The sequence below is a fragment of the Achromobacter sp. 46006 genome, from assembly GCF_059761975.1.
In genome coordinates this window covers 16,636-42,646 of sequence record NZ_JCBANN010000048.1, presented here as the reverse complement: position 1 = coordinate 42,646, position 26,011 = coordinate 16,636, and the positions used below count along the sequence as shown (strand labels likewise).

24 protein-coding genes are annotated in these 26,011 nt (G+C 69.6%); 13 read left to right on the top strand and 11 right to left on the bottom strand.

Annotation, left to right across the window (positions count from 1 at the left end):
• Positions 1-134: 134 nt before the first annotated feature.
• The 3 genes from arsH to AC6LKG_RS19880 are packed head-to-tail and all read right to left on the bottom strand — an operon-like array spanning position 135 to position 2,295.
• On the bottom strand, positions 135-848 hold the full coding sequence (gene arsH / locus AC6LKG_RS19890; protein WP_498167238.1) for an arsenical resistance protein ArsH: 714 nt from the start codon (positions 846-848) through the stop codon (positions 135-137).
• A 33-nt stretch (positions 849-881) separates the two neighbouring features.
• Positions 882-1,958: an ACR3 family arsenite efflux transporter gene (arsB, locus tag AC6LKG_RS19885; protein ID WP_498167235.1), complete on the bottom strand. Its 1,077-nt coding sequence runs from the start codon at positions 1,956-1,958 to the stop codon at positions 882-884.
• Positions 1,959-1,971: 13 nt separating this feature from the next.
• Positions 1,972-2,295, bottom strand: coding sequence for an ArsR/SmtB family transcription factor (locus AC6LKG_RS19880; RefSeq protein ID WP_049075973.1), 324 nt, complete (start codon positions 2,293-2,295; stop codon positions 1,972-1,974).
• A 123-nt stretch (positions 2,296-2,418) separates the two neighbouring features.
• Between AC6LKG_RS19880 and AC6LKG_RS19875 the strand changes: the two genes are divergently transcribed.
• Genes AC6LKG_RS19875 through pdeM form a run of 4 tightly spaced genes read left to right on the top strand, consistent with a single transcriptional unit; the run spans position 2,419 to position 8,175 of the window.
• Positions 2,419-3,423, top strand: coding sequence for a ligase-associated DNA damage response exonuclease (locus AC6LKG_RS19875; RefSeq protein ID WP_498167231.1), 1,005 nt, complete (start codon positions 2,419-2,421; stop codon positions 3,421-3,423).
• Between the two features lie 48 nt (positions 3,424-3,471).
• The gene (locus AC6LKG_RS19870) at positions 3,472-5,076 is read left to right on the top strand and encodes an ATP-dependent DNA ligase (RefSeq protein WP_498167229.1); all 1,605 of its coding nucleotides are present in this window, start codon (positions 3,472-3,474) and stop codon (positions 5,074-5,076) included.
• A complete protein-coding gene (locus AC6LKG_RS19865) occupies positions 5,073-7,529 on the top strand; it encodes a ligase-associated DNA damage response DEXH box helicase (RefSeq protein WP_498167228.1) in 2,457 nt (818 codons plus the stop codon). The genes AC6LKG_RS19870 and AC6LKG_RS19865 overlap by 4 nt, the downstream gene beginning before the upstream one ends.
• The gene (gene pdeM, locus AC6LKG_RS19860) at positions 7,513-8,175 is read left to right on the top strand and encodes a ligase-associated DNA damage response endonuclease PdeM (RefSeq protein WP_498167225.1); all 663 of its coding nucleotides are present in this window, start codon (positions 7,513-7,515) and stop codon (positions 8,173-8,175) included. Before AC6LKG_RS19865 ends, pdeM begins: the two co-directional genes overlap by 17 nt.
• 30 nt (positions 8,176-8,205) lie before the next feature.
• Here pdeM and AC6LKG_RS19855 read toward each other — a convergent pair whose 3' ends face one another.
• From AC6LKG_RS19855 to AC6LKG_RS19840, 4 genes are read right to left on the bottom strand one after another with little or no spacing between them, the layout of a single operon-like run.
• Positions 8,206-9,948: an ABC transporter ATP-binding protein gene (locus tag AC6LKG_RS19855; RefSeq protein ID WP_498167222.1), complete on the bottom strand. Its 1,743-nt coding sequence runs from the start codon at positions 9,946-9,948 to the stop codon at positions 8,206-8,208.
• A complete protein-coding gene (locus AC6LKG_RS19850; protein WP_498167241.1) occupies positions 9,945-11,660 on the bottom strand; it encodes an ABC transporter ATP-binding protein in 1,716 nt (571 codons plus the stop codon). The genes AC6LKG_RS19855 and AC6LKG_RS19850 overlap by 4 nt, the downstream gene beginning before the upstream one ends.
• Before the next feature lie 17 nt (positions 11,661-11,677).
• Positions 11,678-12,868, bottom strand: a complete 1,191-nt coding sequence (locus tag AC6LKG_RS19845; protein WP_498167221.1) for an MFS transporter — start codon at positions 12,866-12,868, stop codon at positions 11,678-11,680.
• A gap of 14 nt (positions 12,869-12,882) precedes the next feature.
• The gene (locus AC6LKG_RS19840) at positions 12,883-14,979 is read right to left on the bottom strand and encodes a TonB-dependent receptor (RefSeq protein ID WP_498167218.1); all 2,097 of its coding nucleotides are present in this window, start codon (positions 14,977-14,979) and stop codon (positions 12,883-12,885) included.
• A 156-nt stretch (positions 14,980-15,135) separates the two neighbouring features.
• Between AC6LKG_RS19840 and AC6LKG_RS19835 the strand changes: the two genes are divergently transcribed.
• From AC6LKG_RS19835 to dmeF, 3 genes are all read left to right on the top strand, one after another.
• Complete coding sequence (locus AC6LKG_RS19835; RefSeq protein ID WP_498167215.1) at positions 15,136-16,059, top strand: helix-turn-helix transcriptional regulator; 924 nt, start codon at positions 15,136-15,138, stop codon at positions 16,057-16,059.
• A 93-nt stretch (positions 16,060-16,152) separates the two neighbouring features.
• Positions 16,153-16,425, top strand: coding sequence for a metal/formaldehyde-sensitive transcriptional repressor (locus AC6LKG_RS19830; protein WP_498167213.1), 273 nt, complete (start codon positions 16,153-16,155; stop codon positions 16,423-16,425).
• Between the two features lie 54 nt (positions 16,426-16,479).
• A complete protein-coding gene (gene dmeF / locus AC6LKG_RS19825) occupies positions 16,480-17,508 on the top strand; it encodes a CDF family Co(II)/Ni(II) efflux transporter DmeF (protein WP_498167212.1) in 1,029 nt (342 codons plus the stop codon).
• Between the two features lie 18 nt (positions 17,509-17,526).
• On the opposite strand, the gene AC6LKG_RS19820 is transcribed toward dmeF, so the two are convergent.
• Entirely contained in the window at positions 17,527-18,012 is a 486-nt protein-coding gene (locus AC6LKG_RS19820) for a hypothetical protein (protein ID WP_498167210.1), read from the bottom strand.
• A gap of 15 nt (positions 18,013-18,027) precedes the next feature.
• On the opposite strand from AC6LKG_RS19820, the gene AC6LKG_RS19815 reads away from it, so the two are divergent.
• The 4 genes from AC6LKG_RS19815 to AC6LKG_RS19800 all read left to right on the top strand — a co-directional run bounded on the left by AC6LKG_RS19815 (position 18,028) and on the right by AC6LKG_RS19800 (position 21,335).
• A complete protein-coding gene (locus AC6LKG_RS19815; protein ID WP_049075952.1) occupies positions 18,028-18,507 on the top strand; it encodes a VOC family protein in 480 nt (159 codons plus the stop codon).
• 190 nt (positions 18,508-18,697) lie between these two features.
• Positions 18,698-20,467, top strand: a complete 1,770-nt coding sequence (locus AC6LKG_RS19810) for a thiamine pyrophosphate-requiring protein (RefSeq protein WP_498167207.1) — start codon at positions 18,698-18,700, stop codon at positions 20,465-20,467.
• Between the two features lie 86 nt (positions 20,468-20,553).
• A complete protein-coding gene (locus tag AC6LKG_RS19805) occupies positions 20,554-20,859 on the top strand; it encodes an ElaB/YgaM/YqjD family protein (protein WP_498167204.1) in 306 nt (101 codons plus the stop codon).
• A 77-nt stretch (positions 20,860-20,936) separates the two neighbouring features.
• Positions 20,937-21,335, top strand: coding sequence for a PRC-barrel domain-containing protein (locus tag AC6LKG_RS19800; RefSeq protein ID WP_498167202.1), 399 nt, complete (start codon positions 20,937-20,939; stop codon positions 21,333-21,335).
• A 13-nt stretch (positions 21,336-21,348) separates the two neighbouring features.
• Here the strand turns inward: AC6LKG_RS19800 and AC6LKG_RS19795 are convergent, their stop codons facing one another.
• Both AC6LKG_RS19795 and AC6LKG_RS19790 read right to left on the bottom strand, forming a co-directional pair.
• Entirely contained in the window at positions 21,349-22,065 is a 717-nt protein-coding gene (locus AC6LKG_RS19795; protein WP_498167200.1) for a hypothetical protein, read from the bottom strand.
• Positions 22,066-22,119: 54 nt separating this feature from the next.
• Positions 22,120-22,989: a glycosyl transferase gene (locus tag AC6LKG_RS19790; protein WP_498167197.1), complete on the bottom strand. Its 870-nt coding sequence runs from the start codon at positions 22,987-22,989 to the stop codon at positions 22,120-22,122.
• A gap of 294 nt (positions 22,990-23,283) precedes the next feature.
• On the opposite strand from AC6LKG_RS19790, the gene AC6LKG_RS19785 reads away from it, so the two are divergent.
• Entirely contained in the window at positions 23,284-24,051 is a 768-nt protein-coding gene (locus AC6LKG_RS19785) for a class II aldolase/adducin family protein (RefSeq protein ID WP_498167194.1), read from the top strand.
• 72 nt (positions 24,052-24,123) lie between these two features.
• On the opposite strand, the gene AC6LKG_RS19780 is transcribed toward AC6LKG_RS19785, so the two are convergent.
• Entirely contained in the window at positions 24,124-24,912 is a 789-nt protein-coding gene (locus AC6LKG_RS19780) for a hypothetical protein (protein ID WP_498167192.1), read from the bottom strand.
• A 210-nt stretch (positions 24,913-25,122) separates the two neighbouring features.
• On the opposite strand from AC6LKG_RS19780, the gene AC6LKG_RS19775 reads away from it, so the two are divergent.
• Complete coding sequence (locus AC6LKG_RS19775; RefSeq protein ID WP_498167189.1) at positions 25,123-25,998, top strand: NAD(P)-dependent oxidoreductase; 876 nt, start codon at positions 25,123-25,125, stop codon at positions 25,996-25,998.
• Positions 25,999-26,011 lie beyond the last annotated feature (13 nt).

The window sequence follows — 26,011 nt, the reverse complement described above, 5'->3', positions numbered from 1 at the left end:
CATCTAATGTATTACAGCAAACGGACGCGCCCCGCGAGAAATACAACGGCCTGCCGCGAGTCGGCGAACTGGACAAGTTGTTCGGGGCGCGCTGACGCGTTCGTGCGCCGGCGGCGCCCCGGCTTGCCGGCGCGTCAGATCGAAGCCTGCCTCATCCGCGCCGCCAGCGCCTGCGCGCTTTCCTTGCGTTCGCTGTAGCGATCCGTCAGGTACGGCGCCACGTCGCGCGTGAGCAGGGTGAACTTCATCAGTTCCTCGACCACGTCGACGATGCGGTCGTAGTACGGCGACGGCTTCATGCGGCCGGCTTCGTCGAATTCCTGGTATGCCTTGGCTACCGACGACTGGTTGGGAATGGTCAGCATGCGCATCCAGCGTCCCAGGATGCGCATCTGGTTGACCGCGTTGAAAGACTGCGAGCCGCCGGACACCTGCATGACGGCCAGCGTCTTGCCCTGGGTCGGGCGCACCGCGCCCACCGACAGCGGGATCCAGTCTATCTGCGTCTTCATCAGCCCGGTCATGGCGCCGTGGCGTTCCGGAGAACTCCAGACCATGCCTTCGGCCCATTGCACCAGTTCATGTAGTTCGCGCACCTTGGGGTGGTCCTGGCTGCCGGGCGCGTCGACCAGCGGCAACCCCGTCGGGTCGAACATCCGGGGGTCGCCGCCCAGGGCGCGCAGCAGGCGCGCGGCTTCCTCCGCTGCCAGCCGGCTGTAGGAGCGTTCGCGCAGCGAGCCGTACAGCAGCAGAAAGCGCGGCGCGTGGCTGGCGCGGACAGGGACGAACAGCGCGACGGGGTCCGGCCGCGCGAACAGGCTGGCATCGAGATTGGGCAGATCGGTCAACGAAAGTCTCCGGAAGGGGGGCGAGGGACGGGCTCAGCCGCGCGCCTGGCCGGCGTCGTACCAGCCGCGGCTGCGGTTGACGATGCGCACCACCAGCAGCATCACCGGCACCTCGATCAACACGCCTACCACGGTGGCCAGCGCCGCGCCGGACTGGAAGCCGAACAGGCTGATGGCGGCAGCCACCGCGAGCTCGAAGAAATTGGACGCGCCGATCAAGGCCGACGGGCAGGCGATGCTGTGGCGCTCGCCCACGCGGCGGTTGAGCCAGTACGCCAGGCCGGAGTTGAACAGCACCTGGATCAGGATCGGCACCGCCAGCATGGCGATCACCAGCGGCTGGCGCAGGATGGCCTCGCCCTGGAAGGCGAACAACAGCACCAGCGTCAGCAGCAGCGCGGCCATCGAGAACGGCCCGATGCGCGCCAGCGCCGCGTCGAACGTCGCCTGTCCGCGCCGCAACAGCGCGCGCCGCCAGAGCTGCGCCAGGATCACCGGAATGACGATGTACAGGCCGACCGACACCAGCAGCGTGTCCCACGGCACCGTGATGGACGACAGGCCCAGGAGCAGTCCCACCAGCGGGGCAAAGGCGAACACCATGATGGCGTCGTTGAGCGCCACCTGCGACAGCGTGAACACCGGGTCGCCGCCGGTCAGCCGGCTCCACACGAACACCATGGCCGTGCAGGGCGCCGCGGCCAGCAGGATCAGGCCGGCGATATAGCTGTCGAGCTGGTCGGCCGGCAGCCAGGCGGCGAAGACGTGGCGGATGAACAGCCAGCCCAGCAAGGCCATGGAGAACGGCTTGACGGCCCAGTTGATGAACAGCGTCACGCTGATGCCGCGCCAGTGCCGGCCCACCTCTCCCATGGCGGCAAAATCCACCTTGAGCAGCATGGGAATGATCATGACCCAGATCAGCAGGCCCACCGGCAGGTTGACCTGGGCTACCTCCAGCCGGCCGATGGCGTGGAACAGCCCGGGCAGCAACTGGCCGAGCGCCACGCCCAGCACGATGCACAGGAAGACCCAGAGGGTGAGGTAGCGTTCGAAAACACTCATGCCGGCGGGGGCGCGAACGGCAGCGGCGGTGGGCAGGGAAGACATGGCGGTGATCCGGTCAGCAGGTGGCGCAAGCGCCCGGGGCGATCTCGCACGGCGCGCCCTGGCAGCAGTGTTCGGTGAGATAGCCAAGCAGGCCGTTCATGCGCGTGAAGTCGGCGCGGTAGATCAGGTTGCGGCCTTGCGGTTCGACCGTCACCAGGCCGGCGTGCGCCAACTCCTTGAGATGGAACGACAGCGCGTTGCGGGCGATGCCGAGCTGGTCGGCAAGGACGCTGGGCGTGAGGCCCGGAAGGCCGGCCACGACCAGCGCGCGGAAGGTGCGCAGCCGTTGAGGGTGGGCCAGGGCGCCAAGCGCGGAAACGACTTGATCTTCTTTCATTGTTCTATAATACAACGATTATTGAATTATTGAAAAGAGCGCCGCTGCGTTCGGGTATAACGGAAGCACCGCCGCGTGGTTTGCGCGCCCGCGCAAGCCGCGCCTGTCAGATCGGGAGAGTCCATGGCCGACATCGTCCAATTGCGTCCGGAAGGTCTGTATTGCGCCGCCGGCGGCTTCTACATCGACCCCTGGCGCCCCGTGGACGTGGCCGTCCTCACGCATGGCCATGGCGACCACGCCCGCGCCGGCATGGGTTGCTACCACACCAGCGCCGACGGCCTGCCGATCCTGCAATGGCGCTTGCGCGAGCAGGACTACCGCGTCCACGCCTACGGCGAGCCGTTCACGCTGGGCCGGGCGCGGGTTTCGCTGCATTCCGCGGGCCACGTGCTGGGCTCCGCGCAAGTGCGCATCGAGGTCGACGGCCAGGTCTGGGTCGTGTCGGGCGACTACAAGCGCCAGCCCGACCCCACCTGTGCGCCGTTCGAGGTGGTGCCGTGCGACACCTTCATCACCGAAGCCACCTTCGGCCTGCCGATCTATCGCTGGCCGGACACGGCGCAAGTGGCGCGCGACATCGTGCAGTGGCGCGACCATTGCGCCGCGCGCGGCGAGGCGGCCATTCTCTACTGCTATGCGCTGGGCAAGGCGCAGCGGGTGCTGGCCGAGCTGATGCCGTTCGTCGACCGGCCCGTCTACCTGCACGGCGCGATTGCCGCGGGCGTGGACGTCTACCGCGAGGCCGGCATCGCGCTGCCCGACACGCGCCTGGTCATCGAGGCGGACGGCGCGCCGGCGGCCGCGGGCACGGGATTTGCTGGCGAGCTGGTGCTGGCGCCGCCGTCGGCGGCCGGCAGCGCGTGGTTGCGGCGCTTCCGCAAGGCGCAGCACGGCTTCGCGTCCGGCTGGATGCGGCTGCGCGGCAACCGGCGCCGGCGCAACATGGACCGGGGCTTCGTGGTGTCGGACCACGCCGACTGGCCCGACCTGCTGCGCACGATCCGCCAGACCGGCGCGCGCCGCGTCATCGCCACGCATGGCGACACCGACGCGCTGGTGCGCACGTTGAATGAATCCGGCATCGCCGCCGAGACGCTGGCCACGCAATATGGCGAAGACGACTAGCACGGCGCGCCGCGCCATTTTCGTAGCGACAGGGGAACGGATCCAGGCATGAAGCGATTCGCGGCGTTGTATCAGGAACTGGACCGCAGCACCGCCACCTTGGACAAGCGCGCGGCGCTGGTGGCGTACTTCCGCGATGCGCCGTCGCGCGACGCGGCCTGGGCCTTGTATCTGCTGGCGGGCGGCAAGATCACCAGCGCGCGCCGCAAGATCGCCGCCGTCGGCGAGTTGCGCGCCTGGGCCGCGACCGCCTCCGAGACCGCGCCCTGGCTGGTGGACGCCTGCTACGACCAGGTCGGCGACTTGGCCGAGACGCTGGCGCTGCTGGTGCCCGACCCGCGCACTGCCGCGCCCGAGCGCGGCCTGGCCGATTGGATCGAGGAGATCCTGGTGCCGGTCGCCAACCGCGACGAGGCCGCGCGCCGCGAAGTCATCGTCGCGGCCTGGCGGGGCCTGCCCTACATCGAGCGCCTGGTCTTCAACAAGCTGCTGACCGGCGCGCTGCGCGTCGGCGTGTCGCAACGCATGGTGCAGCAGGCGCTGTCGGAGTTGTCGGGCGTGCCCATCGCCCGCATCGCGCAGCGCATGCTGGGCGCATGGTCGCCCAGCCCCGCGTTCCTGCGCGACCTGCTCAGCGCCGACGAACTGCCGGGCGACCGCCAGCAGCCATATCCCTTTTTCCTGGCCTCGCCGCTGGAGGGCGACCCGGCGCTGCTGGGGCCGATCGACGACTGGCTGCTGGAGTGGAAGTGGGACGGCATCCGCGCGCAACTGATCCGGCGGCGCGGCGAGGTGGCGTTGTGGTCGCGCGGCGAAGAGCGCCTGGACGGCCGCTTTCCGGAAGTCGAAGCGGCCGCGGCCGCCTTGGCGGTGGACTGTGTCGTCGACGGCGAACTGCTGGCGTGGCAGGAAGACAGCGTTGATCCCATGCCGTTCTCGGCCCTGCAGACCCGCATCCAGCGGCTCAAGCCCGGACCCAAGTGGCTGGCCGAGGCGCCGGTGCGCTTGCTCGCCTACGATCTGCTGGAGCTGGATGGCGCCGATCTGCGCGACGAGCCGCAGGCCGCGCGCCGCGCGCGGCTGGAAGCGCTGCTGCGCGAGCGCGCCGACCCGCGCCTGGGCCTGTCGCCGCTGGTGGCGCCGGCAAGCTGGGGCGAGGCCCACGTGCTGCGCGCGCAATCGCGCGAGCGCGGCGTGGAGGGCTTCATGCTCAAGCGCCGCGGCGCGCCCTACCAGAGCGGGCGGCGGCGCGGCGACTGGTGGAAGTGGAAGATCGATCCGCTCACCATCGACGCGGTGCTGCTGTATGCGCAGTCCGGCCACGGCCGCCGCAGCACGCTCTACACCGATTACACCTTCGGCGTATGGGACGGCGACGCGCTGGTGCCCATCGCCAAGGCATACTCGGGCCTGGACGACAAGGAGATCCTGGAACTGGACCGCTGGCTGCGCGCCCACACGCGCGAGCGCTTCGGCCCGGTGCGCTCGGTCGACCCGGTGCAGGTGTTCGAGCTGGGTTTCGAGGGCGTCAACCTGTCCAAACGGCACAAGTCCGGCGTGGCGGTGCGCTTTCCGCGCATCCTGCGCTGGCGTCACGACAAGCGCGCCGACCAGGCCGACCGGCTCGACACCCTGAAGGCCCTGGCGCGATGAGCGCCGCGCGGCGGGACGGCCCCTTGCTGGCTTGGTTCGCGGCGCGCGGCTGGAAGCCCGCCGCGTTCCAGCGCGAAACCTGGCGGCGCTACCTGGCCGGCGAATCCGGCCTGCTGCATACGCCCACCGGCAGCGGCAAGACCCTGGCCGCATTCGGCGGACCGCTGCTGGAAGCGCTGGCCGATCCGGCGCCGGCGCGCGCGGCGGCGGGTGAGGGCCCGCGTGTGCTGTGGGTCACGCCGTTGCGGGCGCTGGCCGCCGACACCACGCGCGCCCTGGCACAGACAGCGGCCGACCTGGGCCTGGCGTGGACGGTGGCGCTGCGCACCGGCGACGCCAGCGCGCGCGACAAGCGCCTGGCGCGCCAGGGCAAGGCGGACGTGCTGGTCATCACGCCCGAGTCCCTGGCGCTGCTGCTGTCCTATGCCGATGCGTCGCAGCGCTTTCGCGCCCTGCGCGGCATCGTGGTGGACGAATGGCACGAGCTGCTGGGCAACAAGCGCGGCGTGCTGCTGCAGTTGTGCCTGGCGCGCCTGCGCTGCCTGTCGCCCGGCGCTCGCACCTGGGGCCTGTCGGCCACGCTGGGCAACCTGGACCAGGCCCGCGCGGTGCTGCTGCCGCATGCGCCCGACAGCGCGCTGGTGGCGGGCGCGCGGCCGCGCAAGGTACAGATATCGACCCTGTTGCCCGAGCGCAGCCGCGCCCTGCCGTGGGCGGGGCACCTGGGGCTGTCGCAGCTCGAACGGGTCTTCAAGCGCCTGTTCGACGTGCGCGCGACCCTGCTGTTCACCAACACCCGCGCGCAGGCCGAGCTCTGGCATCGCGCGCTGGAATCGATCTGGCCCGAGGCCCCGGGCACCCTGGCGCTGCATCACGGCTCGCTCGATTCCAAGCTGCGCGCGGCGGTGGAGCAGGGCCTGCGCGACGGGACAATGCGCTGCGTGGTGGCCACCTCCAGCCTGGACCTGGGCGTGGATTTCCCGGCGGTGGACCAGGTGCTGCAGATCGGCAGCCCCAAGGGCGTGGCGCGCCTGTTGCAACGCGCCGGCCGCGCCCGGCACCGGCCGGGCGAGTCCGGCAACGTGGTGTGCGTGCCGGCGCAGGCGCTCGAACTGATCGAGTACGCCGCTGCCCGGCAGGCCATCGCGCGCGGCGAGATCGAATCCCGGCCGCCGCCGGTCGGCAGCCTGGACGTGCTGGCCCAGCATGCCGTCACGCTGGCGCTGGGCGGCGGCTTCGACGCCGACGCGCTGTATCAGGAAGTGCGCGGCACGCATGCCTATGCCGCGCTCGATCGCGCCACCTGGCAGGCGGTGCTGGACTTCATCGTGCAGGGCGGCCGCGCGCTGGCCAAGTATCCGGACTATCAACGCGTGGTGCGCGACGAGGATGGCCGCTATCGCGTGCACGACCGGCGCGTCGCCTTCCGCCATCGTTTGTCCATCGGCACCATCACCGCCGACGGCGCCGTGGCCGTCAAGTACCTGCGCGGGGGCAGCCTGGGCTCGGTGGAGGAAGGCTTCCTGGCGCGCCTGCGGCGCGGCGACCGCTTCCAGTTCGCCGGCCGCACGCTGGAACTGGTGCGGCTGGAAGGCATGGTCGCCTATGTGCGCCGCGCCAAGGGCGGCGATGGCCCGGTCGCCACCTGGCAGGGCGGCCGCATGCCCCTGTCGACGCAACTGGCCAGCGAAGTGGAGCGACTGTATTCGCACCCGGGCACGCATCCGGAGATGCGCGCCGTCGCGCCGCTGTTGCGGATCCAGGCGCAGGCCAGCGCATTGCCGGACAGGGGCAGGCTGGTGGCCGAGCGTATCGGCACACGGCGCGGCATGCACCTGTTCCTGTTTCCCTTCGCCGGCCGCGCCGTGCACGAAGGCATCGCGGCAATGATCGCGCTGCGCTGGGGCCGGCGGCAGGCCAACACGATTTCCTACACCGTCAACGACTACGGGTTGATGCTGACCCTGGCCGAGCCGGCCGCGCTGGACGACGCGCTGCTGCGCCAGTTGCTCAGCCCCAAACACATGGCCGAAGACCTGCGCGACGGCGTCAACCTGGGCGAAATGGCGCGCCGCCAGTTCCGCGAGATCGCGCGCGTGGCGGGCCTGTTGACGCCCTCATTGCCCGGCCAGGCGGCGCGCTCGCTGCGGCAGGTGCAGGCCTCCAGCGGGCTGCTCTACGATGTGCTGCGCCGCTACGATCCGGACCACCTGCTGCTGGCGCAAGCCGAACGCGAAGTGTTCGAATTGCAACTGGAGGCGCCCCGCCTGCTGGCGGCGTTGCACGACTGCCAGCGGCGCGAACTGGCGCTATGCGAACCGCGCGCGCTGACGCCCCTGTCGTTCCCGCTGTGGACCGAAAGCATGCGCGGGCAACTCAGCACCGAGACCTGGCAGGCGCGCGTCAGGCGCGCCGCGCAGCAACTGGAGAAGCGCTATGAGCGCATTGCCTGACGGCGCATTGCGGGCGCTGCTGGGCGACGAGCCCATGTGGCTGCTGGGGACGCGCGCCCTGTTCTGGCCGGCGCGTTCGCGCCTGGTCATCGCCGACCTGCACCTGGGCAAGAGCCATGTGTTCCGGCGCGCGGGCATCGCGGTGCCCAGCGGCGCCACGCGCGACGACCTGGACCGCCTGGCGGATGCGATCGCGCGCACTGCCGCCCGCGAGCTGTGGATCGTGGGCGACCTGTTGCATGGACCCGCCGGGCAGGCGGGGTGGCGCGATACCTGGATGGCGTGGCGGCGGGAACAGGCCGCACTGGAGATCGCCGTGCTGGCGGGCAATCATGACCGCGCCCTCGACGGTCCGGCGTTTGGCGTGCGGCAACTGGGCGAGACCCACGCCGACGGCCCGTTCCTGTTCAGCCATGTCCCGCGGGTGGACCCGGCCGGCCTGCACGTCGTCGCCGGCCACGTGCATCCGAAGACGTCCGTGCGCGGCGTGCCGCGTAGTTGGCCGGCGTTCTGGCTGCGCCCCGGTCTTACGATCCTGCCGGCGTTTTCGGACTTCACCGGCGGTCATCCGGCCGATCGCGATGACGGGCGCGTCGTCGCCTGTGTGGAAGGCGACGCGATCGAGGTTGGCGTACGCCCGCGTTGATGGGCCGGGGGCGTGCGAGGCGGCTGCGGGCTACCCCTGCTGCGCCTGCCACATCCGCCGATAGCGTCCCGGCTGCGCCAGCAGTTCGGTGTGCGTGCCGCGCTGCGTGATGCGGCCGTCCTCGAACACCAGGATGCGATCGGCCGCGACGATGGTCGACAGGCGATGGGCGATGACGATGACGCTGCGTTCCGCCACCAGCGTGTCGATGGCCGCCTGCACCGCCAGTTCGCTTTCGGTGTCGAGCGCGGCGGTGGGTTCGTCCAGGATCACGATCGGCGCGTTCTTGAGGATGGCGCGCGCGATCGACAGGCGCTGGCGCTCTCCGCCCGACAGCTTGCCGCCCGCCTCGCCCAGGCGGGTCTGCCAGCCTTGCGGCAGGCGCTCGATGAAGTCCAGGCAATGGGCGGCGCGCGCCGCCGCCCGCACCTCGGCCTCGCCGGCCTCGGGCCGCGCCATGCCGATGTTGCCGATGACGCTGTCGTCGAACAGGTGCACGTCCTGGAACACGGTCGAGATCAGGCGGTTCAGGTCCGCGGGCGGCAGGCTGCGGATATCCACGCCGCCGATCCGGATCGAGCCGCGCTGCGGGTCGGCGTGGCGCATCAGCAGGCGCGTCAGTGTGGTCTTGCCGGAACCGGACGGCCCCACCAGCGCGGTCAGGCCGCGCGCCGGCAGGTCCAGGTCGATGTCGCACAGCGCCGCGGCAGTGCCGCCGGCGTAGCGGAACTCCAGGTTTTCGATGTGGATGTCCGCCGGCCCGGCCAGGCCGCCCTGCGAGGGCCATTGCGGCAACGGCGCCACCGCGCGCACGTCTTCGATGCGGGCCAGCGCGGCTTCGATCAGCGCCAGGACCGTGGTGAAGTTCACAAAGGTCGCCAGCGGTTCGGCAAAGCGCGCCACCAGCACCAGCACCGCGCCCAGCGCCGCCGGCGCCAGGCTGCCCTGGGCCACCCACAGCATGCCGCAGCCCAGGATGGCCAGCATGCCGGATTCGACGATGGCGGCCACCATCAGCGACGGCTTGGCGCCGCGCCGGTGGTGTTCGCGCTGCAATTGTTCAAGCTGCTCGAAACCGGCGCGCAGGCGTTCGTTGGCGGTGCCGGCCCGGCCCGTCGCCAGGCACACAGGCAGCCCCTGCATGTATTCGAGCAGTTCGGCGTTCAAGGCCTCGTTGGCGTGGCCGGTGGCGCTGTGGCCGCGGTCCAGGGCCGGCCGGCGCCAGCGGTAGAGCGGCACGATGGCGGGGAACACCAGCATCAGCGCCACGCCCAGCCGCCAGTCCCAGGCCAGCAGCGCCACGGCGGCAGCGGCCGGCGTGACGATGGCGCCCAGGATCAGGTTGATCACCGTCAGCGCGTAGTTCATCTGTTCGTCGACGCCGCCCAGCAGCTTGGCGGCGATGCCGCCGGTGCGGTGGGCCTGCAGCGCCTCCAGCGGCATGCGCCGTAGCTGCTCGCCCAGCAGCACGCGCAACTCGTGCGTGGCGCGCGCCATGTGGCCGCGATAGTCGAAGCCCTGCGCCCGCCAGCGCAGGACGATGGCGGCCGCCGCCAGCAGGGAGAAGGCCGCCAGCCAGGCCAGCGCGGCGCGCCAGGGATCGCCGCGGGTCAGGTGGACGAACAGGGGCACGATGCAGGCCAGCGACAGGCCCTGGCACACGGCGGCCAGCAGCAGCAGGCACAGGCTGGCGCGCAGACGGCCGGCCTGGCTGCCGGCGCTGCGGAGAAGGCGGCGATAGGTGTCGCGCCAGGGAGCGGGAGGTGTCGTCATGAGGCCTGCTCGCCCAGGGTCCAGCGACGGGCGCGTTGATGGTTGTGCCACAGTTCGGCATAGAGGCCGCCGGCCGCGACCAGGGTGTCGTGCGTGCCGCATTCGGCCAGCCGGCCACGGTCCAGCACCAGGATCTGGTCGGCGTGGCGGATGCTGGCGAGCCGGTGCGCGACCATGATGACGGTGCGGCCGCGCATCAGCGCGGCCAGCGCCGCGCCGACCGCGCGTTCGTTCTCGGGATCGGTGGCGGAGGTGGCTTCGTCCAGCACCAGGATCGGGCGGTCCATCAGCACGGCGCGGGCGATCGTCAGGCGCTGGCGCTGGCCGCCGGACAGGTCCTTGCCGCCTTCGCGCAACACGGTGGCGTAGCCGTCGGGCAGCGCCAGGATGAAGTCGTGCGCCTGCGCGGCCCTGGCGGCGGCCTCGATCTCGGCGGGGCTGGCGTCTGGACGGCCCATGGCGATGTTCTCGGCCACGCTGCCGGAGAACAGGAAGTTGTCCTGGAACACGAAGGCGACGTGCTCGAACAGGGTCTCGCGTTCCAGGTCGCGCACGTCGACGCCGCCCACCAGCAGGCGCCCGGCGTCGATGTCCCAGAAGCGCGCGATCAGCCGCGCCACGGTGCTCTTGCCGGCGCCGGAGCGGCCCACCAGCGCCGTCACCTGGCCGGCGCGCGCGGTGAAGCTCAGGCCGTCCAGTGCGGGGGCGCCGCCATAGCCGAAGCGCACGTCCTCGAAGCGCACGCTGGCGTCGGCCGGCCGCCGCCCCGGCGCGCGCGCCGGCGGCAGCGGCGCGATCGCCAGCACCTGCTGGATGCGCGCCACGCTCAGCTTGGCCTGGTCGATCATGTGCGCCAGCGACATCATCGGGAACATGGCCTCGGCCATGCCCATGCCGAACAGCAGCAAGGCCAGCCAGACGGGAAAATCGAGCTGGCCCTGCGCCGTCCACCAGGCGCCCAGCCACAGCAGCGCCGCCAGCGTCGGCAATGGGCCCAGCACGGCGATCGCGAAGCGCGAACTGAAGCTGGCGCCGCGATACCAATCGGTCAGCACGACCAGGTAGCGCTCCAGGGCGCGATGGTAGCGGCCGAAGGTGGTCTGGCCGGTATCGAAGGTGCGCACCACCGGCATCGCCTGCACGTATTCGATGACCGCCGCGCTGACCTGTTCGCGCGCCTGGTGGTAGCGCCGCGTCATGGTTTCGCGGCCGCGCATCGCCAGCGACAGGCCGCCCGCGCCCACCGCCAGCACGCCCACGGCGGCCAGCGCCATGCGCCAGTCCAGCGCGAACAGCAGCGCCGCGCTGAATACCGGCATGGCGTAGGCGCGGGCGAACAGCGGCGTGCTGTCGGCCACGAATACGTGCAGCGCCTGCACGTCGTTCTGCACCACCTTGGCCAGCGGACCGCTGCCCAGCGACTGCAATTCGCCGAGCGACAGCCGCGCCAGGTGCCGGACCAGGTCGTTGCGCAGGATCACTTCCAGGCGGAAGGCGGCATAGTGCGACTGGTTGAAGGCCTGCAGCCGCAGGAAGCAGGCCAGCAGGGTGCAGGCCAGCGCGCCCAGGAACGCGGGCCAGGGGTAGGCGGCCGACGCCCGCAGCAGGTCGCGCATGGCCAGGGCCAGGCAGCCCAGGCTCGCCAGGCTGCACAGCACGCCGGCCACGGCCAGGCCCATGGCCAGGCGGATCCGGCCGCGCACCGGCCGCATGATTTCCCAGGGCTTGTTCATGCCGCCTCCCGGGGAACCCAGCGCATGGCGGCGAGCAGGCCGAGCACCGCCAGCGCGATCGCCGCGCCGACCACGCCGCCATAACCGATGCGGCCGGCCAGCATGGTGCCGGCCGAGGTCAGCAGCATTGCGAAGAAATGGCTCACGCTCATCTGCAGGGTGTAGTCGGTGGCGGGGCTTTGCGGCGACGACTGATCCATGATCAGCGTGCACAGCACCGTGGCGGCCGGCGTGTACAGCATGTAGTACAGCACCACCGCCACGCCCGTGGTGGCGTGCGACCCCCAGGCCATGGCGGGCAGCGCCAGGCCGGCGATGCCCGCCACCTGCAACAGCGCCGCCGACAGGGTGGCGCCGCGCCGCGACCAGCGCTTGAGCAGGCGGCCGTAGGCCAGCGCCACGAGCAGTCCGGCGACGGCGCCCACCACGTTGAGGATCAGCCCGATGTCGGCGAGCGACCAGCCGGTGTCGATCAGCGAGGGCATGATGACGGCATACCCCAGCGACGCGGAAGCCGGATAGAGCACCAGCAAGAGCAGCCAGCGCTTGCGTTGCGGTCCGCGCCAGAAGGCCAGCAGGCGCGCATGGCTGGCGGGCCCGGCGCTGCGCGGCCATTGCGGTTCGCGGTAGCCCAGCAGCTGGATCCACGACACCGCCGTGAGCGCGGCCAGCAACAGGCAGCAGCCGCGCCAACCCAGCCGTGGATACAGCATCAGCATCATGCCGCCGCCGACCAGGTTGCCGATCAGGCCGCCGGCGATCTGCAGGCCATTGCCGAAGCCGCGATCGGCCGGGCGGGTCAGCAGCCGGCAGGCCAGGCCGTCGAGCGCCACGTCCTGGGCGCCCGAGAACAGCGCCGTGGCCCAGCACAGCAGGTAGATCGCCGTGAAGTCGGTCCGCAGGTCGAGCATGCCGATCAGGGCCAGGCACAGCACCAGCCCGGCCTGGGTCACCAGCAGCCAGCCGCGGTAGTGCCCGCGCAGGCCGGTGGCGTGGCGGTCGATCCAGGGCGCGTACAACGCCTTGAGCGGCCAGGCCATGCCCATCAGGTAGACCAGGCCGATGGTGTCCAGGCTGGCCCCGCCGTCGCGCAGGATGGCCACCATGGCGATGACGAAGAACATCAGCCCCAGGAACTGGGTGCTGTAGAGGCTGGCCAGCAAGGCCCAGGCGCGGCGCGATGGCATGAGAAGGATCCTGATCAATAGCTGTAGGAGACGCCGATCCCGAGCGTGCGGCCACGGGCCGGCGCGCCATACGCCACCGACGGCGGCGTGAAATAGCCGTATAGGTCGTATTGCCGGTTCAGCAGGTTGCTGCCCCATACGTAGTACTCGGCGCGGCCGTCGGCCACGCCCAGCCGCGCGTTCAGCAACTGGTAGCTATCGAGTTCGAGGTGGTTCTGCGGATCGGCCGCGCGCTTGCCGACGTATTGCCAGTCGACGCGGGCGTTGAACACTGGGGCGGACAGGCCCGCCATGGGCGGCATGGCGTGGCGATAGGTCAGGCCCAGCGTGCCACCCCAGCGCGAGACGTCGGGCACGCGGTTGCCGGCCTTGACGTCGCCGTCGGCGATGCCGTTGACGGCGGTGTTGATGCGGGCGTCGATGTAGCTCAGGCCGGCGCTCAAGCCCAGGCCGTTGTCCAGCTGCATCGTGCCCCGCAGTTCGGCACCCTTGCTGCGGGTGTCGGCGTTGAGCGCGTTGACCGCGAAGGTGGCCGAGTCATAGGACAGCAAGTGGTTGTTGCGCACCTGGTTGAGGTAGACCGCGCCGTCCAGCCCATAGCGCCCGTCAGCGCTCAGGTATTTGAAGCCGAGTTCGTAGGCGTTGGTGCTGGCCGCCTTGTAGGGCTGGCTGTCCAGCGGCTGCGCGGCGTAGTCGTTGAAGCCGGCTGGGTTGTAGCCGCGGCCGTAGCTGCCATAGAGCGTGGTGGTGGGCGTGAGCGCATAGGCCAGCGCGATGCGGCCGGTGGTGAAGGTATCGTCCAGCTTGCGATGGTCGGTGGTGACGGCGCCGCCGTCGTGGTATTTGCCGTCATAGGTCTTGCGCACCCACGACTGGCGCAGGCCGGTGGTGAGTTTCCAGCGGCTGGCCACGGGCACGGTCGCTTCGCCATAGATGCCGTAACGGTCGGTGTCGAAGTCGCGGTACTTGGCGCTGGCGTTGCCGTAGGTGTTGCGCGGGGTGTCGTAGGAGCGCCTGGCCTGGGAATACGAAAGGCCCGTCACCCAGAACACCTGGCTTTCCGGCAGCGACGCCAGCCGCAGGTCCTGGGTGAACAGGTGTTCGCGGGTTTCATCGACATTCCAGAATTCGCTGTCGCCGCGGCCCATGACGTTCTGCAGGCGGCGGTCGTAGACCACGGGGCCGATGTTGTAGCTGTCGGTATAGGCGGAGATGGCGGTCAGCCGCGCCTGGTCGAAGCGGTGGTCAATCTGCAAGGTGTAGCGTTCGACGGTCTTTCTGGCGTCGTTCAGCATCGATGGATCCATGTCCACGATGGGCGGCCGACCGTAGGGCATCAGCACCAGTTGTTCGCCCAGGTGGCGGATCTGGTGGCGTTCGGCCGACACCAGCGCGCTGGTGCGGGTGGTCAGGTCCCACAGCAGGCTGCCGCGGAACGCCAGGTCGCGCGGCTTGGACAGGGGGCGGTCGTTGCGCGCGTTCTCGATCCAGTGATCGGAGCCGCCGGCGCGTATCGCGAAGCGGCCGGCCAGCTTGTCGGTCAACGGGCCGCCGACTGCGGCCTCGGTCAGGAACTGGCGGTCCTGGCCGTATTCTGCGCGGGCATAGCCTTCCCATTCGCGGGTCGGGCGGCGCGTGGTCAGGTTGACCGCGCCGGCCTCGCCCATGCCGCCGAACAGCGTGCCCTGCGGGCCCTTGAGCACCTCGATCTGGTCGACGTCGAGCGTGCCGATGGAAATGTGGCGCGTCGACAGCGGGCTGCCATCGACGTTCAGCGCCACCGAGCTGTCGTCCATGCTCATGGGGTAGAGCGCGCCGACGCCGCGGACGTAGATGGTGGACACGTTGGCGCCGCCCGAGGAATTGACGTTGACGCCGGGCGTGGCGCGCAGCGCCTGCTCCAGGTTCAGCAGGCGGCGCTGTTCCAGCGCGATGCCGTCGATGACATCGACCGTGTAGGGCAGGTCCTTGGCGTTTTCATCGGCGCCGCGCGCATGCACTGTGACGGCGGGCAGGGTGGCGGGCTCCGAAGCGGATTGCGCCTGGGCAGGCAGGGCAATGGACAGTGCCAGCGTGGACAGGGAAAGTGCCGGCAGGGCGGGGAGTCGCATGGGGGCCTTCTGGAGGTAGGGGGTGGGGCAAGCGCGGTTGGCCGGACCGCGATTGCGGGCTTGATACGAATGGATGATAATGATTTATATTTGTATTGCTACCCGAATCCGATCATCTCCGCCCGAATCGGATCAACTCTGCCTGGTGCGTGTCCCATGAGTTCCGGCCTGATCCCGCTTTCCCGTTTCGTGATGGACACTTCGGTGCTGCGCCTGGGCCCGGGCAGCGTCTGCCGCATCACCCGCATGCCGCTGCAGGACGGCGCCGAACTGGTCTACTGGCACAGCGACTTGCGCGAGGCTATCGAGCTTCCCCTGCAGGATGACAGCGACTACGTCCATTTCAGTTTCAACAGCCGCATGGACGGGCGCGCGGCCTGCCATTTCGACGGCTGGGAAGGCGGCCGCGAGTTCGCGGTGCGCGAGGGCACCGGCACCATCAGCTACGGCCCGGGTCGGCGCGGCCACTATTGCCAGGAAGGCCGCCTGGACAATGTCACCGTCATGGTCCGGCCCGACCTGCTGCGGCGCTGGAGCCACGACCTGGAAGGCGACCTTGCCAGCGGCCTGGCGTCGGCGGCCTGCTTCCTGCACGGCCACGGCGGCGCCGAGCTGCGCGGCACCGCGCACCAGTTGGCGCAGGGCCTGGCTGGCGAGGGCGCGGCCTGCCGCCATGGGCTGTGGCTGCAGGCCCAGTCGCTGCTGCTGGTGGGACTGTTCCTGGAGTCCTGCGGCCGGCCCCTGGCCAGCCTGCCGGTGGCGATGCAGCGCCGCCTGGCGCGGGTGCGCGACCATCTGCTGGCCGACCTGAGCCGTGCGCCCAGCCTGGAGGCGCTGGCGCACGAGGCGGGCGTCAGCGTGCCGACGTTGGCGCGCGCGTTCCGCCGCCACTACGGCCGCAGCATCTACGATTGCTTCCAGCACGAACGCATGCAACAGGCGCGTACCCAATTGTTGCGCGGACGGCTGTCGGTGGTGCATGTGGCGACCGACCTCGGCTATAGCAACCCCAGCCACTTCTCGGCGGCATTCCGCAAGCAGTTCGGCGTCAACCCGTCGACTTTGGTGCGCGGGGCCTAGTCTTCGCTTTTCCGGGACGGCGGCAGGGGAATGGTGCGGCGGATGCAGTTTATATAATATAGTCCCCTACACTATATTTTCCGTGCATCGACCATGGCCCACACCATCCGCCAGAAGGAAAAACTCATCGCCCGCGTGCGCCGCATCCGCGGCCAGCTCGACGGTCTGGAGCGAGCGCTCGAGGCCGAGTCGGCCTGCGGCGAAGTGCTGCGCCAGCTGGCCTCGGCCCGCGGCGCGCTCAACGGCCTGACGGCGGAAGTCATGCAGGGCCACCTGGACGAGCACGTCGTGCATGCGGCGTCCGAGGTCGAGCGGGTCGAGGCGGCGCGGGAAATGATGGACGTGATCCGGGCCTACATGAAATAGCGGCCCGCCGGCAGGGGGCCGCCGGTTCATGGTCCCGCGAGCAGGAGCAATCCCATGAATACCCCCTTGACCCATGACCACGTCTTTCTCGGCCAGGACCACCGGCGCAACGAGCGCCGCGTGTGGTGGGTCATTGCCCTGACGGCGGGCATGATGGTCGTCGAGATTATCGCCGGCAATCTCTATGGATCGATGGCCCTGGTGGCCGATGGCTGGCACATGTCGACGCACGCGGGCGCGATGCTGATCACGGCGCTCGCCTATGGCTACGCGCGCCGCCACGCGCGCAACCCGCGCTTCACGTTCGGCACTGGCAAGCTGGGCGAGCTGGCGGGATTCGCCAGCGCCATCGTGCTGGCGTTGATCTCCCTGATCATCGGCTGGGAAAGCGCGGCGCGCCTGGTCGATCCTGTGCCCATCGGCTTTGACCAGGCCATTGCCATCGCCGTGGCGGGACTGCTGGTGAATTTGGTGTCCGCGTGGTTGCTCAAGGATGACCATGCGCATTCCCATGGGCAGGGCGGGCACGGCCATGACCATAATCCCGCCCACCACGGTCACGAGCACGGCCACGGCCACGGCCACGGCCATGGTCATGGCCATGGTCACGGTCACGGCCACGACCATGCCGCGGGCGTCGTCCACGCGACCCATGGCCATGACAACAACCTGCGTTCCGCCTACATCCACGTGCTGGCGGATGCCCTGACTTCTGTGTTGGCGATCGCGGCTTTGTTGCTGGGCCGCAGCTACGGCTGGCTGTGGGCCGACCCGGCGATGGGCGTGGTCGGTGCGTTGGTCATCGCGCGCTGGTCGTGGGGCCTGATCCGCGATTCGGGCACCGTGCTGCTCGACGCCACGCCGCACAGTAGTGGCCGGATGCGTCGCGATATCGAGCAGGCGCTGGATGACGGCGACGACGAGATCGTCGACCTGCATGTGTGGCAGGTGGGGCCGGGTCACTATGCGGCGATCGTGTCGCTGGTCACAAGGAATCCACGCGACAGCACCGTCTATAAAACAAAGCTGGCGCATATCGCCGGACTGTCGCACTTGACGGTGGAAACCCAGGCCGTCCCGTGAACGGAGCGGCCGGCGGCCTCATTGGCAGGCGTCGGCGTCGCGGCGGGCCGGGTCAATGCAGCGCTCCCAGGCCTGGGCATCCAGCGCCGTCACGGGCAGGAAGCGCGTCATGTCGTGCACGTACAGGAACCCCCGCCCCTGGTAGGCAATTTCTCCCGACACCGTGCCGGCCTGCTGCGCGGCCAACTGGCGCACGAAGGCCACCGCGCGCGATGAGGGCACCACCGTGTCGGCGAAGATGCGTTCGGCGTCGGAGGGGTCGGGCACGGCGGCCAGCTGGCGCAGGTCGCGCTCGAAATCGGTCAGCCATTGCTGGCAGCGCTGCGTCTGGGCCTGGCGGGCGAAAGCCTGGGCGGCGCCAACGCTTCGTAACGACTGTGCGCCGGGGCCGGCGTTATGCTCGACCGGGCAGCATTCTTCAGTGAGCGGGGCGCGGACCTGGCGAGCGCTATAGCCGTATAGGGTTCGCGCGTTGCCTGCTTCGTTTCGCGTTTCGCTTCTCATCGCAGGAGACCGATGATGATCAGCAAGAATACGATTTGCCTCTGGTACGACCGTGACGCGCTGGACGCGGCGCGGTTCTACGCACAGACCTTTCCCGACAGCGCCGTGGGCCGCGTGATGCATGCGCCCGCCGACTATCCGTCGGGGCGCGAGGGCGATGTGCTGACCGTGGAATTCACGGTGGCCGGGATTCCCTGTCTCGGCCTGAACGGCGGCCCCGGCATCCAGCACAACCAGGCCTTCTCGTTCCAGATCGCCACCGACGACCAGGCCGAGACCGACCGCTTGTGGAATGCGATCGTCGGCAACGGCGGTTCGGAGAACGTCTGTGGCTGGTGCCAGGACAAATGGGGCCTGTCCTGGCAGATCACGCCGCGCGTGCTGACCGAGGCGCTGGTGGCGCCGGACCGCGCCGCCGCGAGGCGCGCCTTCGAGGCCATGATGCGGATGGGCAAGATCGACGTGGCCGGAATCGAGGCGGCTTTGCGCGGTTGAGCCAGGGCGCGGCTCCGGCGGCGCGCCATCGCTCCTGTCCCTGAATCCCGGGCGCCGCAAGGCGCCCGTGTCGTTGTTGCCGCCCGTTGTAAATGCCGCACGCGGCTGCGCGGCATGCGCCGGGCGGGCCGCCCGGGCACGCCAGTTGCGCAAGGCGTAATCCACCTGTGCAGACAGAAGGAGCAACGCCATGCAAACCGTATCCGACTTCATGCTGGACCGCCTTGGCCAATGGGGCGTGCAACGCGTGTTCGGCTATCCCGGCGACGGCATCAATGGATTGATCGGCGCTTTCGGGCGCAACGAAACATTGGAATTCGTACAGACCCGGCACGAGGAAGGCGCCGCCTTCATGGCCTGCGCGCATGCAAAGTTCACCGGGCAGGTGGGCGTGTGCATGGCCACCTCCGGCCCGGGCGCCATCCACCTGCTCAACGGGCTGTATGACGCCAAGCTGGATCACCAGCCGGTGGTGGCCATCGTCGGCCAGCAGGCGCGCAGCGCGCTGGGCGGCGACTACCAGCAGGAAGTGGACCTGGTGAATCTCTTCAAGGACGTGGCGCATGAGTTCGTGCACATGGTGACTTCCCCGGTGCAGGCGCGCCACATGGTCGACCGCGCCATGCGCATCGCCATGGAGCGGCGCAGCGTCACCTGCCTGATCGTGCCGAACGATGTGCAGGACCTGGAGGCGGTGCCGGTGCCGCCGCGCGAACACGGCACCGTGCGCACCGGCATCGGTGTCACCTCGCACGCGGCGGTGCCGCCCGCCACCGCGCTGGCCAATGCCGCCGACATCCTCAATCGCGGCGAGCGGGTGGCGATGCTGGTGGGCGCGGGCGCCCTGTCCGCCGGCAACGAAGTGCGAGCGGTCGCCGAGCGCCTGGGGGCCGGCGTGGCCAAGGCGCTGCTGGGCAAGGCGGTGCTGCCGGACGCGCTGCCCTACGTCACGGGCGCCATTGGGCTGCTGGGCACCCAGCCAAGCTGGGAAATGATGAACGATTGCGACACCTTGCTGATGGTGGGCACGTCCTTTCCGTACGCGGAATTCCTGCCCAGAGAAGGCCAGGCCCGCGCCGTGCAGATCGACCTGGACGGCCGCCAGTTGAGCCTGCGCTATCCGGTGGAGGTCGGGCTGGTGGGCGATGCCGGGCTGACGCTCGACGCGTTGCTGCCCCTGCTTGAACCGAAGACGGACAGTCCGTGGCGCGAACAGATCGAGAAGTCGGTGCGGCGCTGGCGGGAAACGGTGCGGGCCCGTGCAATGGTCGATGCCACGCCGGTCAACCCGCAGCGTCCGTTCCTGGAACTGTCCAGCCGCCTGCCGCCGCACAGCATCGTCACCTGCGACTCGGGATCGGCCGCCAACTGGTATGCGCGCGACGTTCAGCTGGACGAAGGCATGATGGCCTCGGTCTCCGGGGGGCTTGCCAGCATGGGCTGCGGCGTGCCTTACGCGGTGGCGGCCAAGCTTGCGTATCCGGCGCGTCCGGTGATCGCGCTGGTGGGCGACGGCGCGATGCAGATGCTGGGCATCAACGAACTCATCACCATCGCGCACCGCTGGAAGGACTGGGGCGATCCGACTCTGGTGGTGCTGGTGCTGAACAACGGCGACCTGAACCTGGTGACATGGGAGCAGCGCGTGATGGGCGGCGATCCGCGCTTTGCCGACTCGCAGTGGCTGCCGCAATTCTCTTACGCGGACTACGCCCGCCTCCTGGGCCTGGAGGGTATCCGCGTGACCTCGCCCGACGAGGTGGGACCGGCCTGGGACCGGGCCCTGTCGGCCGGACGCCCGGCGGTGCTGGAAGTGGTGACCGACCCTGAAATGCCGCCGCTGCCGCCGCACGTGGCGATGAAGCAATTCGGCGCCTACATGGCGGCCCTGCGCAAGGAGACCGGCGCCGCGGGCAGCGCCGCGTTGCGCGCCACCATCAAACAGTGGTGGGCAGGCTGACAGGGGCCGTGGCACGCGGCTTGCTGAAAGGGCTGGGTCCGGGCTCGCAGCGCGGCTGGCGCGGACGTTTTTTTCAAGGAGGTGTCATGGCTACACAGAACGGCAACGGCACGTTGCGCGACCTGATTTCGGGAACCGAGAACCTGCTGCGCAGCACGGCCAGCTACGGTGGCGCGGAGATCGAAGCGGCGCGCGATCGCCTCAAACAGCAACTCGATGCCGCGCGCGCCGAGGCGCGCGGGTGGGAGAAGCACGCGTGGCGGCGCGCCCGGGAAGTCTCGGCGGCCACCGACGGGTATGTGCACGAGAACGCCTGGAAGAGCATCGCCGGCGCCGTGCTGGTGGGCGCGCTGGCCGGCGCGTGCCTGACGTCGGAAGCCCGGCGCCGCTGAGGGCGGCCTCGCTCATCATTCACAACGATTCATCCCTCAATGACAGACAGCGGGAACAGTCCCGCGGGAGAAACGCGATGGAACAGCAATCGAATATCGTCGGCGGTCCGAAGTCCAAGGCGCAGGGCCCCGGCCCGGAAGTCATGGCCGCCAATACGCTGGAAGGCAACGACGTCTACAACGGCGCTGGCGAAAGCCTGGGCGACATCAAGGCCATCATGATCGACGTGCCGCGCGGCCGCGTGGCCTATGCGGTGCTGGCGCGCGGCGGCGTGCTGGGAATGGGCGAAAAGCTGTTCGCCATCCCCTGGGGCGCGCTGACGCTGGATACAGACCGCAAGTGCTTCGTGCTCGACGTCAGCAAGGAAACCCTCAAGGACGCGCCGGGCTTCGACAAGGACAACTGGCCGAGCATGGCGGACGAAACCTGGGCGCGCGACCTGCACAAGTATTACAACCAGGACGTCTACTGGTAGACGCGGTCGCGCGTCAGCCGGCCTCGACCCAGTCGCCGGTGGCCGGCCGGACCTGCTGACGCGCGCCGCCGCGCCGCACCTGTTCTTCGTCCAACCAGGCGGCGCCGGCCGGGTCGGGGTCGAACGCGACGCCCAGCGCGGCAGCCACGCGCGGGTCTTCGATCGGCAGCTCCCAGGTCAGGAAAAGCTGCGACAGATCGCGGCCGTCCGGAAAATCCGCGCTGTCGAACACGCTGCCGCCGCGCGGCACAACGCCGTGTGGCTGGCAGGTGTCGAACAGGACCGCGGTGCCGCGCGTCAGCGCGATGCGGCGGCCGCTGTCGGTGAAGCGCAGGTCCAGCCCCTTGTCTTCGCTCAGGAACAGATTGCAGAAGGCCGCGCCGCCGTACTGATCGCCATCGTGATGGTAGCGGGCGCCGCGGCAGGCCATCAGTGCGATGTCGCTGGTGTCCAGCAGGTCGCCCAGCCCCAGCGCCGAAGTCCATTCGCGCATGGCCCGCACGCATGCGCCGTACCCGGGCCAGCGCACGATGGTGCGCGCCAGCGGCATCTGTTCGACATCGCCGGGTTCCAGCAATAGGCGGGTGTCGATTTCGCGCGCCCAGTCCGCCACCAGGCGCGCGGGCGGTTCGGGCAGGGCGAGCGTGGCGGTGGGCGTGGCGAGGCCGATGCCGCGGCTGCGCAAGGCATCGCCGCTGTGGAAATACGAGATGAGGGGGGCGCGGGACATGCCGCCATTAAAGCCCAAAGCGGGCGCGGGACGGCCCCGCCCGGCAGCGCTGGCTCAATTGCCCAGAGCGCCGGCCCAGAGCCGCTGTATCCAGGAGCGGCGCGGCGGCCGTGGCCGATTGCCGGTGTAATCCTTCTGCGAAGCCTTTACCACGTCGCCGAACGGGGCGGCGGCGCGGTAGTCATCGAGCTTGTGGCCGGCGGCCAGCGCTTCCTGGTAATAGCGGTCGAACAGTTCGGCCAGATCGGCGCGCGCGTGCTTCACGACCTCTCCATCGAACCAATGGCGCCGGCCTTCGGCGCGCAGGCGAGGCATGGCATAGCGGTGCGAGAACTGCGTGCCCATGTCGGAATAGTGCAGGATGCGGATGTCGTCGCGCGCCAGGCCTTCGCCGTCGATGCTGTTGTAGCGGGCGTCCAGATGCTGCACCAGCCGGGGCCGCGCGGCGAAGTAATGTCTCATTTCGCGATTGGCGTGGCGCTTGGCGCGCAACGCATCGAGCGTGGGCAGGTGGTCGCGGGCGCGGGCGCAATCCCACAGCGCCACGCATGACCGCCAGCCGTCGCCGTCGCGGCGGCCGGCGACGATGGCTCCGTCCGCCAGCGGCAGGTCCCAGATCTCGGCCAGGTCGCACAGCACCAGCATGTCGGCGTCCATGTACAGGGCCCGGCCTTCGAAGCCGGCGGCGGCCGGCACGGCCCAGCGGAAGGCCGAGAACGGCGTCGACCATTTCTCGGTGCGCCAGCCGCGGCCACGCTCCGGATCGCAATACCAGGGGCTGGCCGGATCGCGCGACAGGCGCATCCAGGTGATCTCGACCGGCCGCGAGGCATGCTTGCGGGCGCTGTAGTCCAGCACCATCATCTGTTCCAGGTCGCAGTCGTTGGGGTCGCAGCCCACGAAAATCCTGATGGCGTCGCGCATGGTGTCTCGTCATCCGTGGCAATAGGCGGCGGGCAGCAAGCCGCGTACCTGACCGATTCCTGAATTGTAATGGGGATTTACCGTCACGGCGATGTGGGCAGGAACCGCGAACGGGAATCTCCACCCCCCGGGGCGGGCCGTCACCGCGAGGGCGGCCGGGCGGGAACGCCAGCCCGCCGCGTTGCACGCAGCGGACGCTTGCCGGCTTCGCGCGCGCGCCGCCGCGCAAACCGAATACAGTGCCTGGACCCCGTGGCGCGATTGCCCGGGGGTAAACATGACAACGGAGACCATATGGATACGGCAGGGAACAGGGAAACCAGCGTGCGCGAGCGCGTCAGCGCCACGGAATGGCAGGTGCGCAAAGACCTGGCGGCGTTGTACCGGCTGGTGGCGCTGTTCGGCTGGGACGACCTGATCTTCACCCATATCACCGCCAAGGTGCCGGGCACCGAGCATTTCCTCATCAACCCCTACGGCATGATGTTCGACGAGATCACGGCCTCCAGCCTGGTCAAGATCGACCTGCAAGGCCGCAAGGTGATGGACTCGGAATACGACATCAATCCGGCCGGCTTCACCATCCACAGCTGTATCCATGCGGCCCGCAAGGACGCCATGTGCGTGCTGCACACGCACTCCATCAACGGCGTGGCGGTGTCGGCGCAGAAGGAAGGCCTGCTGCCGCTGTCGCAGTTCGCGTTCATCGTGCTGCGTTCGCTCGGCTATCACGACTACGAGGGCCTGGCGCTCAATCCCGAAGAGCAGCCGCGGCTGGTGCGCGACCTGGGCAGCAACAACTACCTGATCCTGCGCAACCATGGCCTGTTGACGGTGGGGCAGAGCATGGCCGAAGCGTTCCAGGCCATGCACCGGCTGGAAGCGGCCTGCATGGTGCAAGTGCGGGCGCAGGCCGGCGGCGGAGAACTGACCTTCATCCCGCCCGAGGTGCTGGCGCGCGCCGCGGTGGAATCCCCGGCCGACCGCGCCCACAAGGCCGCGCTGGCCTGGCCGGGCCTGCTGCGCCGGCTGGACCGGCGCAATCCGGGCTACGCCGACTGACGACCCCAGCGGTCCGCCGCGTCCCGCCGGTGCGGCGGGGCGGGCGCGGCCAGGGTGGCCAAGGCCAGTGCCTTATTTCTTCCCGGGCCGCGGTTCCAGGAACTCGGCGCAGTCCGGCACTGGCGTGGCCGGCTGGTAGACCGAGCCGTCTTCCTTCCACTTGTAGGTCACCGTGTAGCTGCACTGCTTGTCGGCCTGCGGTTGCAGTTGCGCGGCCGTCGGCGCGGGCCGCTTGCTCGAATCGGCGTAGCGGCTGGCGTCGGCCGGGCTGCGCGTGGCCTGGGTGGTGACCTGCAGGTCCGGGTATGGCTGCTGGCTGGGCAGGGCCTTCACCGTGGCGTCATAGCGGTAATAGTCCATGCAGTTGCCTTCGCGGCGTTTCTCGTCCGCCTCGTTGGCGCAGGCGCGGATGCCGGCCTTGGCGCTGTACGGCAGCAAGTGCACCAGACTCGACGACTTGTCTCCCAGGTCGACCACGAACAGGTACAGGTCGCGGCGCGAGAAGCTGCCGCCGGGGAACTGGATTTCCTCCTTGTAGTCGGGCCCGTTGGGACCGATCACGCCCACCAGGGCGCGTTCCTCGCTCAGCCGGATCAGGTGCGGCCAGACCGTGAAGCGCGAGAAGTTCGGGATGTCGGGCAGGTCCCAGATGCGGTACTCGGCGCGCAGCGTGCGGCTGGTGGCGAACGGGCCGTTTTCCTCGAAGCTGCCATCGACCTTGATGCCGACGCACCAGTCGGCCTGTTCGTTGCAGTACAGCTTGTTGCGCGGGTCGAGCTTCAGTGCCTCGACATCGGGCTGGGCGGCGGTGGCCAGGGTGGGCAGGGCGGCGCAGAGCAGCAGGGCTAGGGCTTTGTTCATCGGGGTTCCTGGTGAGACGGCGGACGGACGCCGGCGCATTGTGGCCCGAAATCCCCGGCGGGGCGTCTCCAATTGTGTAAATCGCTGCAAAAAACATCGGCGCGGTTCAGCGCGGTGCGAGGCTGAGGCGGGTGTGCCGGGCATGTCTTATCATCGGAGCGCAAATCAAGGCGCCGTTGACTGGCCCCTGAACGTGTATCGGAGACTCATATGGATATCGGATTCATCGGCCTGGGCGTCATGGGCACGCCGATGGCGCTCAACCTGGCCCGCGCCGGCACGCCGCTGGTGGTCTGGAGCCGATCCCCCGGCGGCTATGACGCGCTGCGCGCCGCGGGCGCGCGCGTGGCCGACAGCGCCGGCCAGGTCTACGCGCAATGCCGCACCGTCATCCTGATGCTGGCCAACGACGCGGCTATCGACACGGTGCTGGCGCGCGGCACGGACGACTTCGCCGCGCGCGTGCGCGACCACGTGATCGTCAACATGGGCACCACCTCGGCCGACTTCTCGCGCCAGTTGGGCGCGGACATCGAGGCGGCCGGCGGGCGCTACGTCGAGGCGCCGGTGTCGGGCTCGCGCAAGCCGGCCGAAGCCGGGCAACTGGTGGTGATGCTGGCCGGCCATGACGATGACGTCGATGCCGTGCGCGAACTGGTGCGGCCCCTGTGCCGCGACAGTTTCGTCTGTGGCGCGGTGCCGTCCGCGCTGGTCATGAAGCTGTCGGTCAATCTGTTCCTGATCACCATGGTCACGGGCCTGACCGAGTCGGTGCATTTCGCCGAGCGTCACGGCATCGACCTGGCCCTGTTCGCCGAGGTGCTGAACGCCGGGCCGATGGCCAGCGACGTGTCGCGCGTCAAGCTGGGCAAGTTGGTGACGCAGGACTTCTCCGTGCAGGCGGCGATCACCGACGTCCTCAAGAACAGCCGGCTGGTGGCCGAGGCCGCGCGCGGCGCCGGCATCGCCTCGCCGCTGCTGGACGCCAGCCACGCGCTCTACGGCGAGACCGAGGCCCAGGGCCTGGGCGCGTCCGACATGGTGGCGGTGATCCGCGCCATCGAACGGCGCACCGACGCCGGCTGACGGCCGCCAACCC

Excerpts from the sequence above, each read along its gene's own strand:
- AC6LKG_RS19785 (WP_498167194.1), top strand. The coding sequence starts at position 23,284 with ATGGATACGGCAGGGAACAGGGAAACCAGCGTGCGCGAGCGCGTCAGC.
- AC6LKG_RS19775 (WP_498167189.1), top strand. The coding sequence starts at position 25,123 with ATGGATATCGGATTCATCGGCCTGGGCGTCATGGGCACGCCGATGGCG.
- AC6LKG_RS19800 (WP_498167202.1), top strand. The coding sequence starts at position 20,937 with ATGGAACAGCAATCGAATATCGTCGGCGGTCCGAAGTCCAAGGCGCAG.
- AC6LKG_RS19865 (WP_498167228.1), top strand. The coding sequence starts at position 5,073 with ATGAGCGCCGCGCGGCGGGACGGCCCCTTGCTGGCTTGGTTCGCGGCG.
- AC6LKG_RS19850 (WP_498167241.1), bottom strand. The coding sequence starts at position 11,660 with ATGCGGCCGGTGCGCGGCCGGATCCGCCTGGCCATGGGCCTGGCCGTG.
- AC6LKG_RS19880 (WP_049075973.1), bottom strand. The coding sequence starts at position 2,295 with ATGAAAGAAGATCAAGTCGTTTCCGCGCTTGGCGCCCTGGCCCACCCT.
- AC6LKG_RS19810 (WP_498167207.1), top strand. The coding sequence starts at position 18,698 with ATGCAAACCGTATCCGACTTCATGCTGGACCGCCTTGGCCAATGGGGC.
- AC6LKG_RS19830 (WP_498167213.1), top strand. The coding sequence starts at position 16,153 with ATGGCCCACACCATCCGCCAGAAGGAAAAACTCATCGCCCGCGTGCGC.
- dmeF (WP_498167212.1), top strand. The coding sequence starts at position 16,480 with ATGAATACCCCCTTGACCCATGACCACGTCTTTCTCGGCCAGGACCAC.
- arsB (WP_498167235.1), bottom strand. The coding sequence starts at position 1,958 with ATGTCTTCCCTGCCCACCGCCGCTGCCGTTCGCGCCCCCGCCGGCATG.
- AC6LKG_RS19875 (WP_498167231.1), top strand. The coding sequence starts at position 2,419 with ATGGCCGACATCGTCCAATTGCGTCCGGAAGGTCTGTATTGCGCCGCC.
- AC6LKG_RS19845 (WP_498167221.1), bottom strand. The coding sequence starts at position 12,868 with ATGCCATCGCGCCGCGCCTGGGCCTTGCTGGCCAGCCTCTACAGCACC.
- AC6LKG_RS19795 (WP_498167200.1), bottom strand. The coding sequence starts at position 22,065 with ATGTCCCGCGCCCCCCTCATCTCGTATTTCCACAGCGGCGATGCCTTG.
- AC6LKG_RS19820 (WP_498167210.1), bottom strand. The coding sequence starts at position 18,012 with ATGAGAAGCGAAACGCGAAACGAAGCAGGCAACGCGCGAACCCTATAC.
- AC6LKG_RS19790 (WP_498167197.1), bottom strand. The coding sequence starts at position 22,989 with ATGCGCGACGCCATCAGGATTTTCGTGGGCTGCGACCCCAACGACTGC.
- AC6LKG_RS19855 (WP_498167222.1), bottom strand. The coding sequence starts at position 9,948 with ATGACGACACCTCCCGCTCCCTGGCGCGACACCTATCGCCGCCTTCTC.
- AC6LKG_RS19840 (WP_498167218.1), bottom strand. The coding sequence starts at position 14,979 with ATGCGACTCCCCGCCCTGCCGGCACTTTCCCTGTCCACGCTGGCACTG.
- AC6LKG_RS19780 (WP_498167192.1), bottom strand. The coding sequence starts at position 24,912 with ATGAACAAAGCCCTAGCCCTGCTGCTCTGCGCCGCCCTGCCCACCCTG.
- AC6LKG_RS19805 (WP_498167204.1), top strand. The coding sequence starts at position 20,554 with ATGGCTACACAGAACGGCAACGGCACGTTGCGCGACCTGATTTCGGGA.
- AC6LKG_RS19815 (WP_049075952.1), top strand. The coding sequence starts at position 18,028 with ATGATCAGCAAGAATACGATTTGCCTCTGGTACGACCGTGACGCGCTG.
- pdeM (WP_498167225.1), top strand. The coding sequence starts at position 7,513 with ATGAGCGCATTGCCTGACGGCGCATTGCGGGCGCTGCTGGGCGACGAG.
- AC6LKG_RS19870 (WP_498167229.1), top strand. The coding sequence starts at position 3,472 with ATGAAGCGATTCGCGGCGTTGTATCAGGAACTGGACCGCAGCACCGCC.
- AC6LKG_RS19835 (WP_498167215.1), top strand. The coding sequence starts at position 15,136 with ATGAGTTCCGGCCTGATCCCGCTTTCCCGTTTCGTGATGGACACTTCG.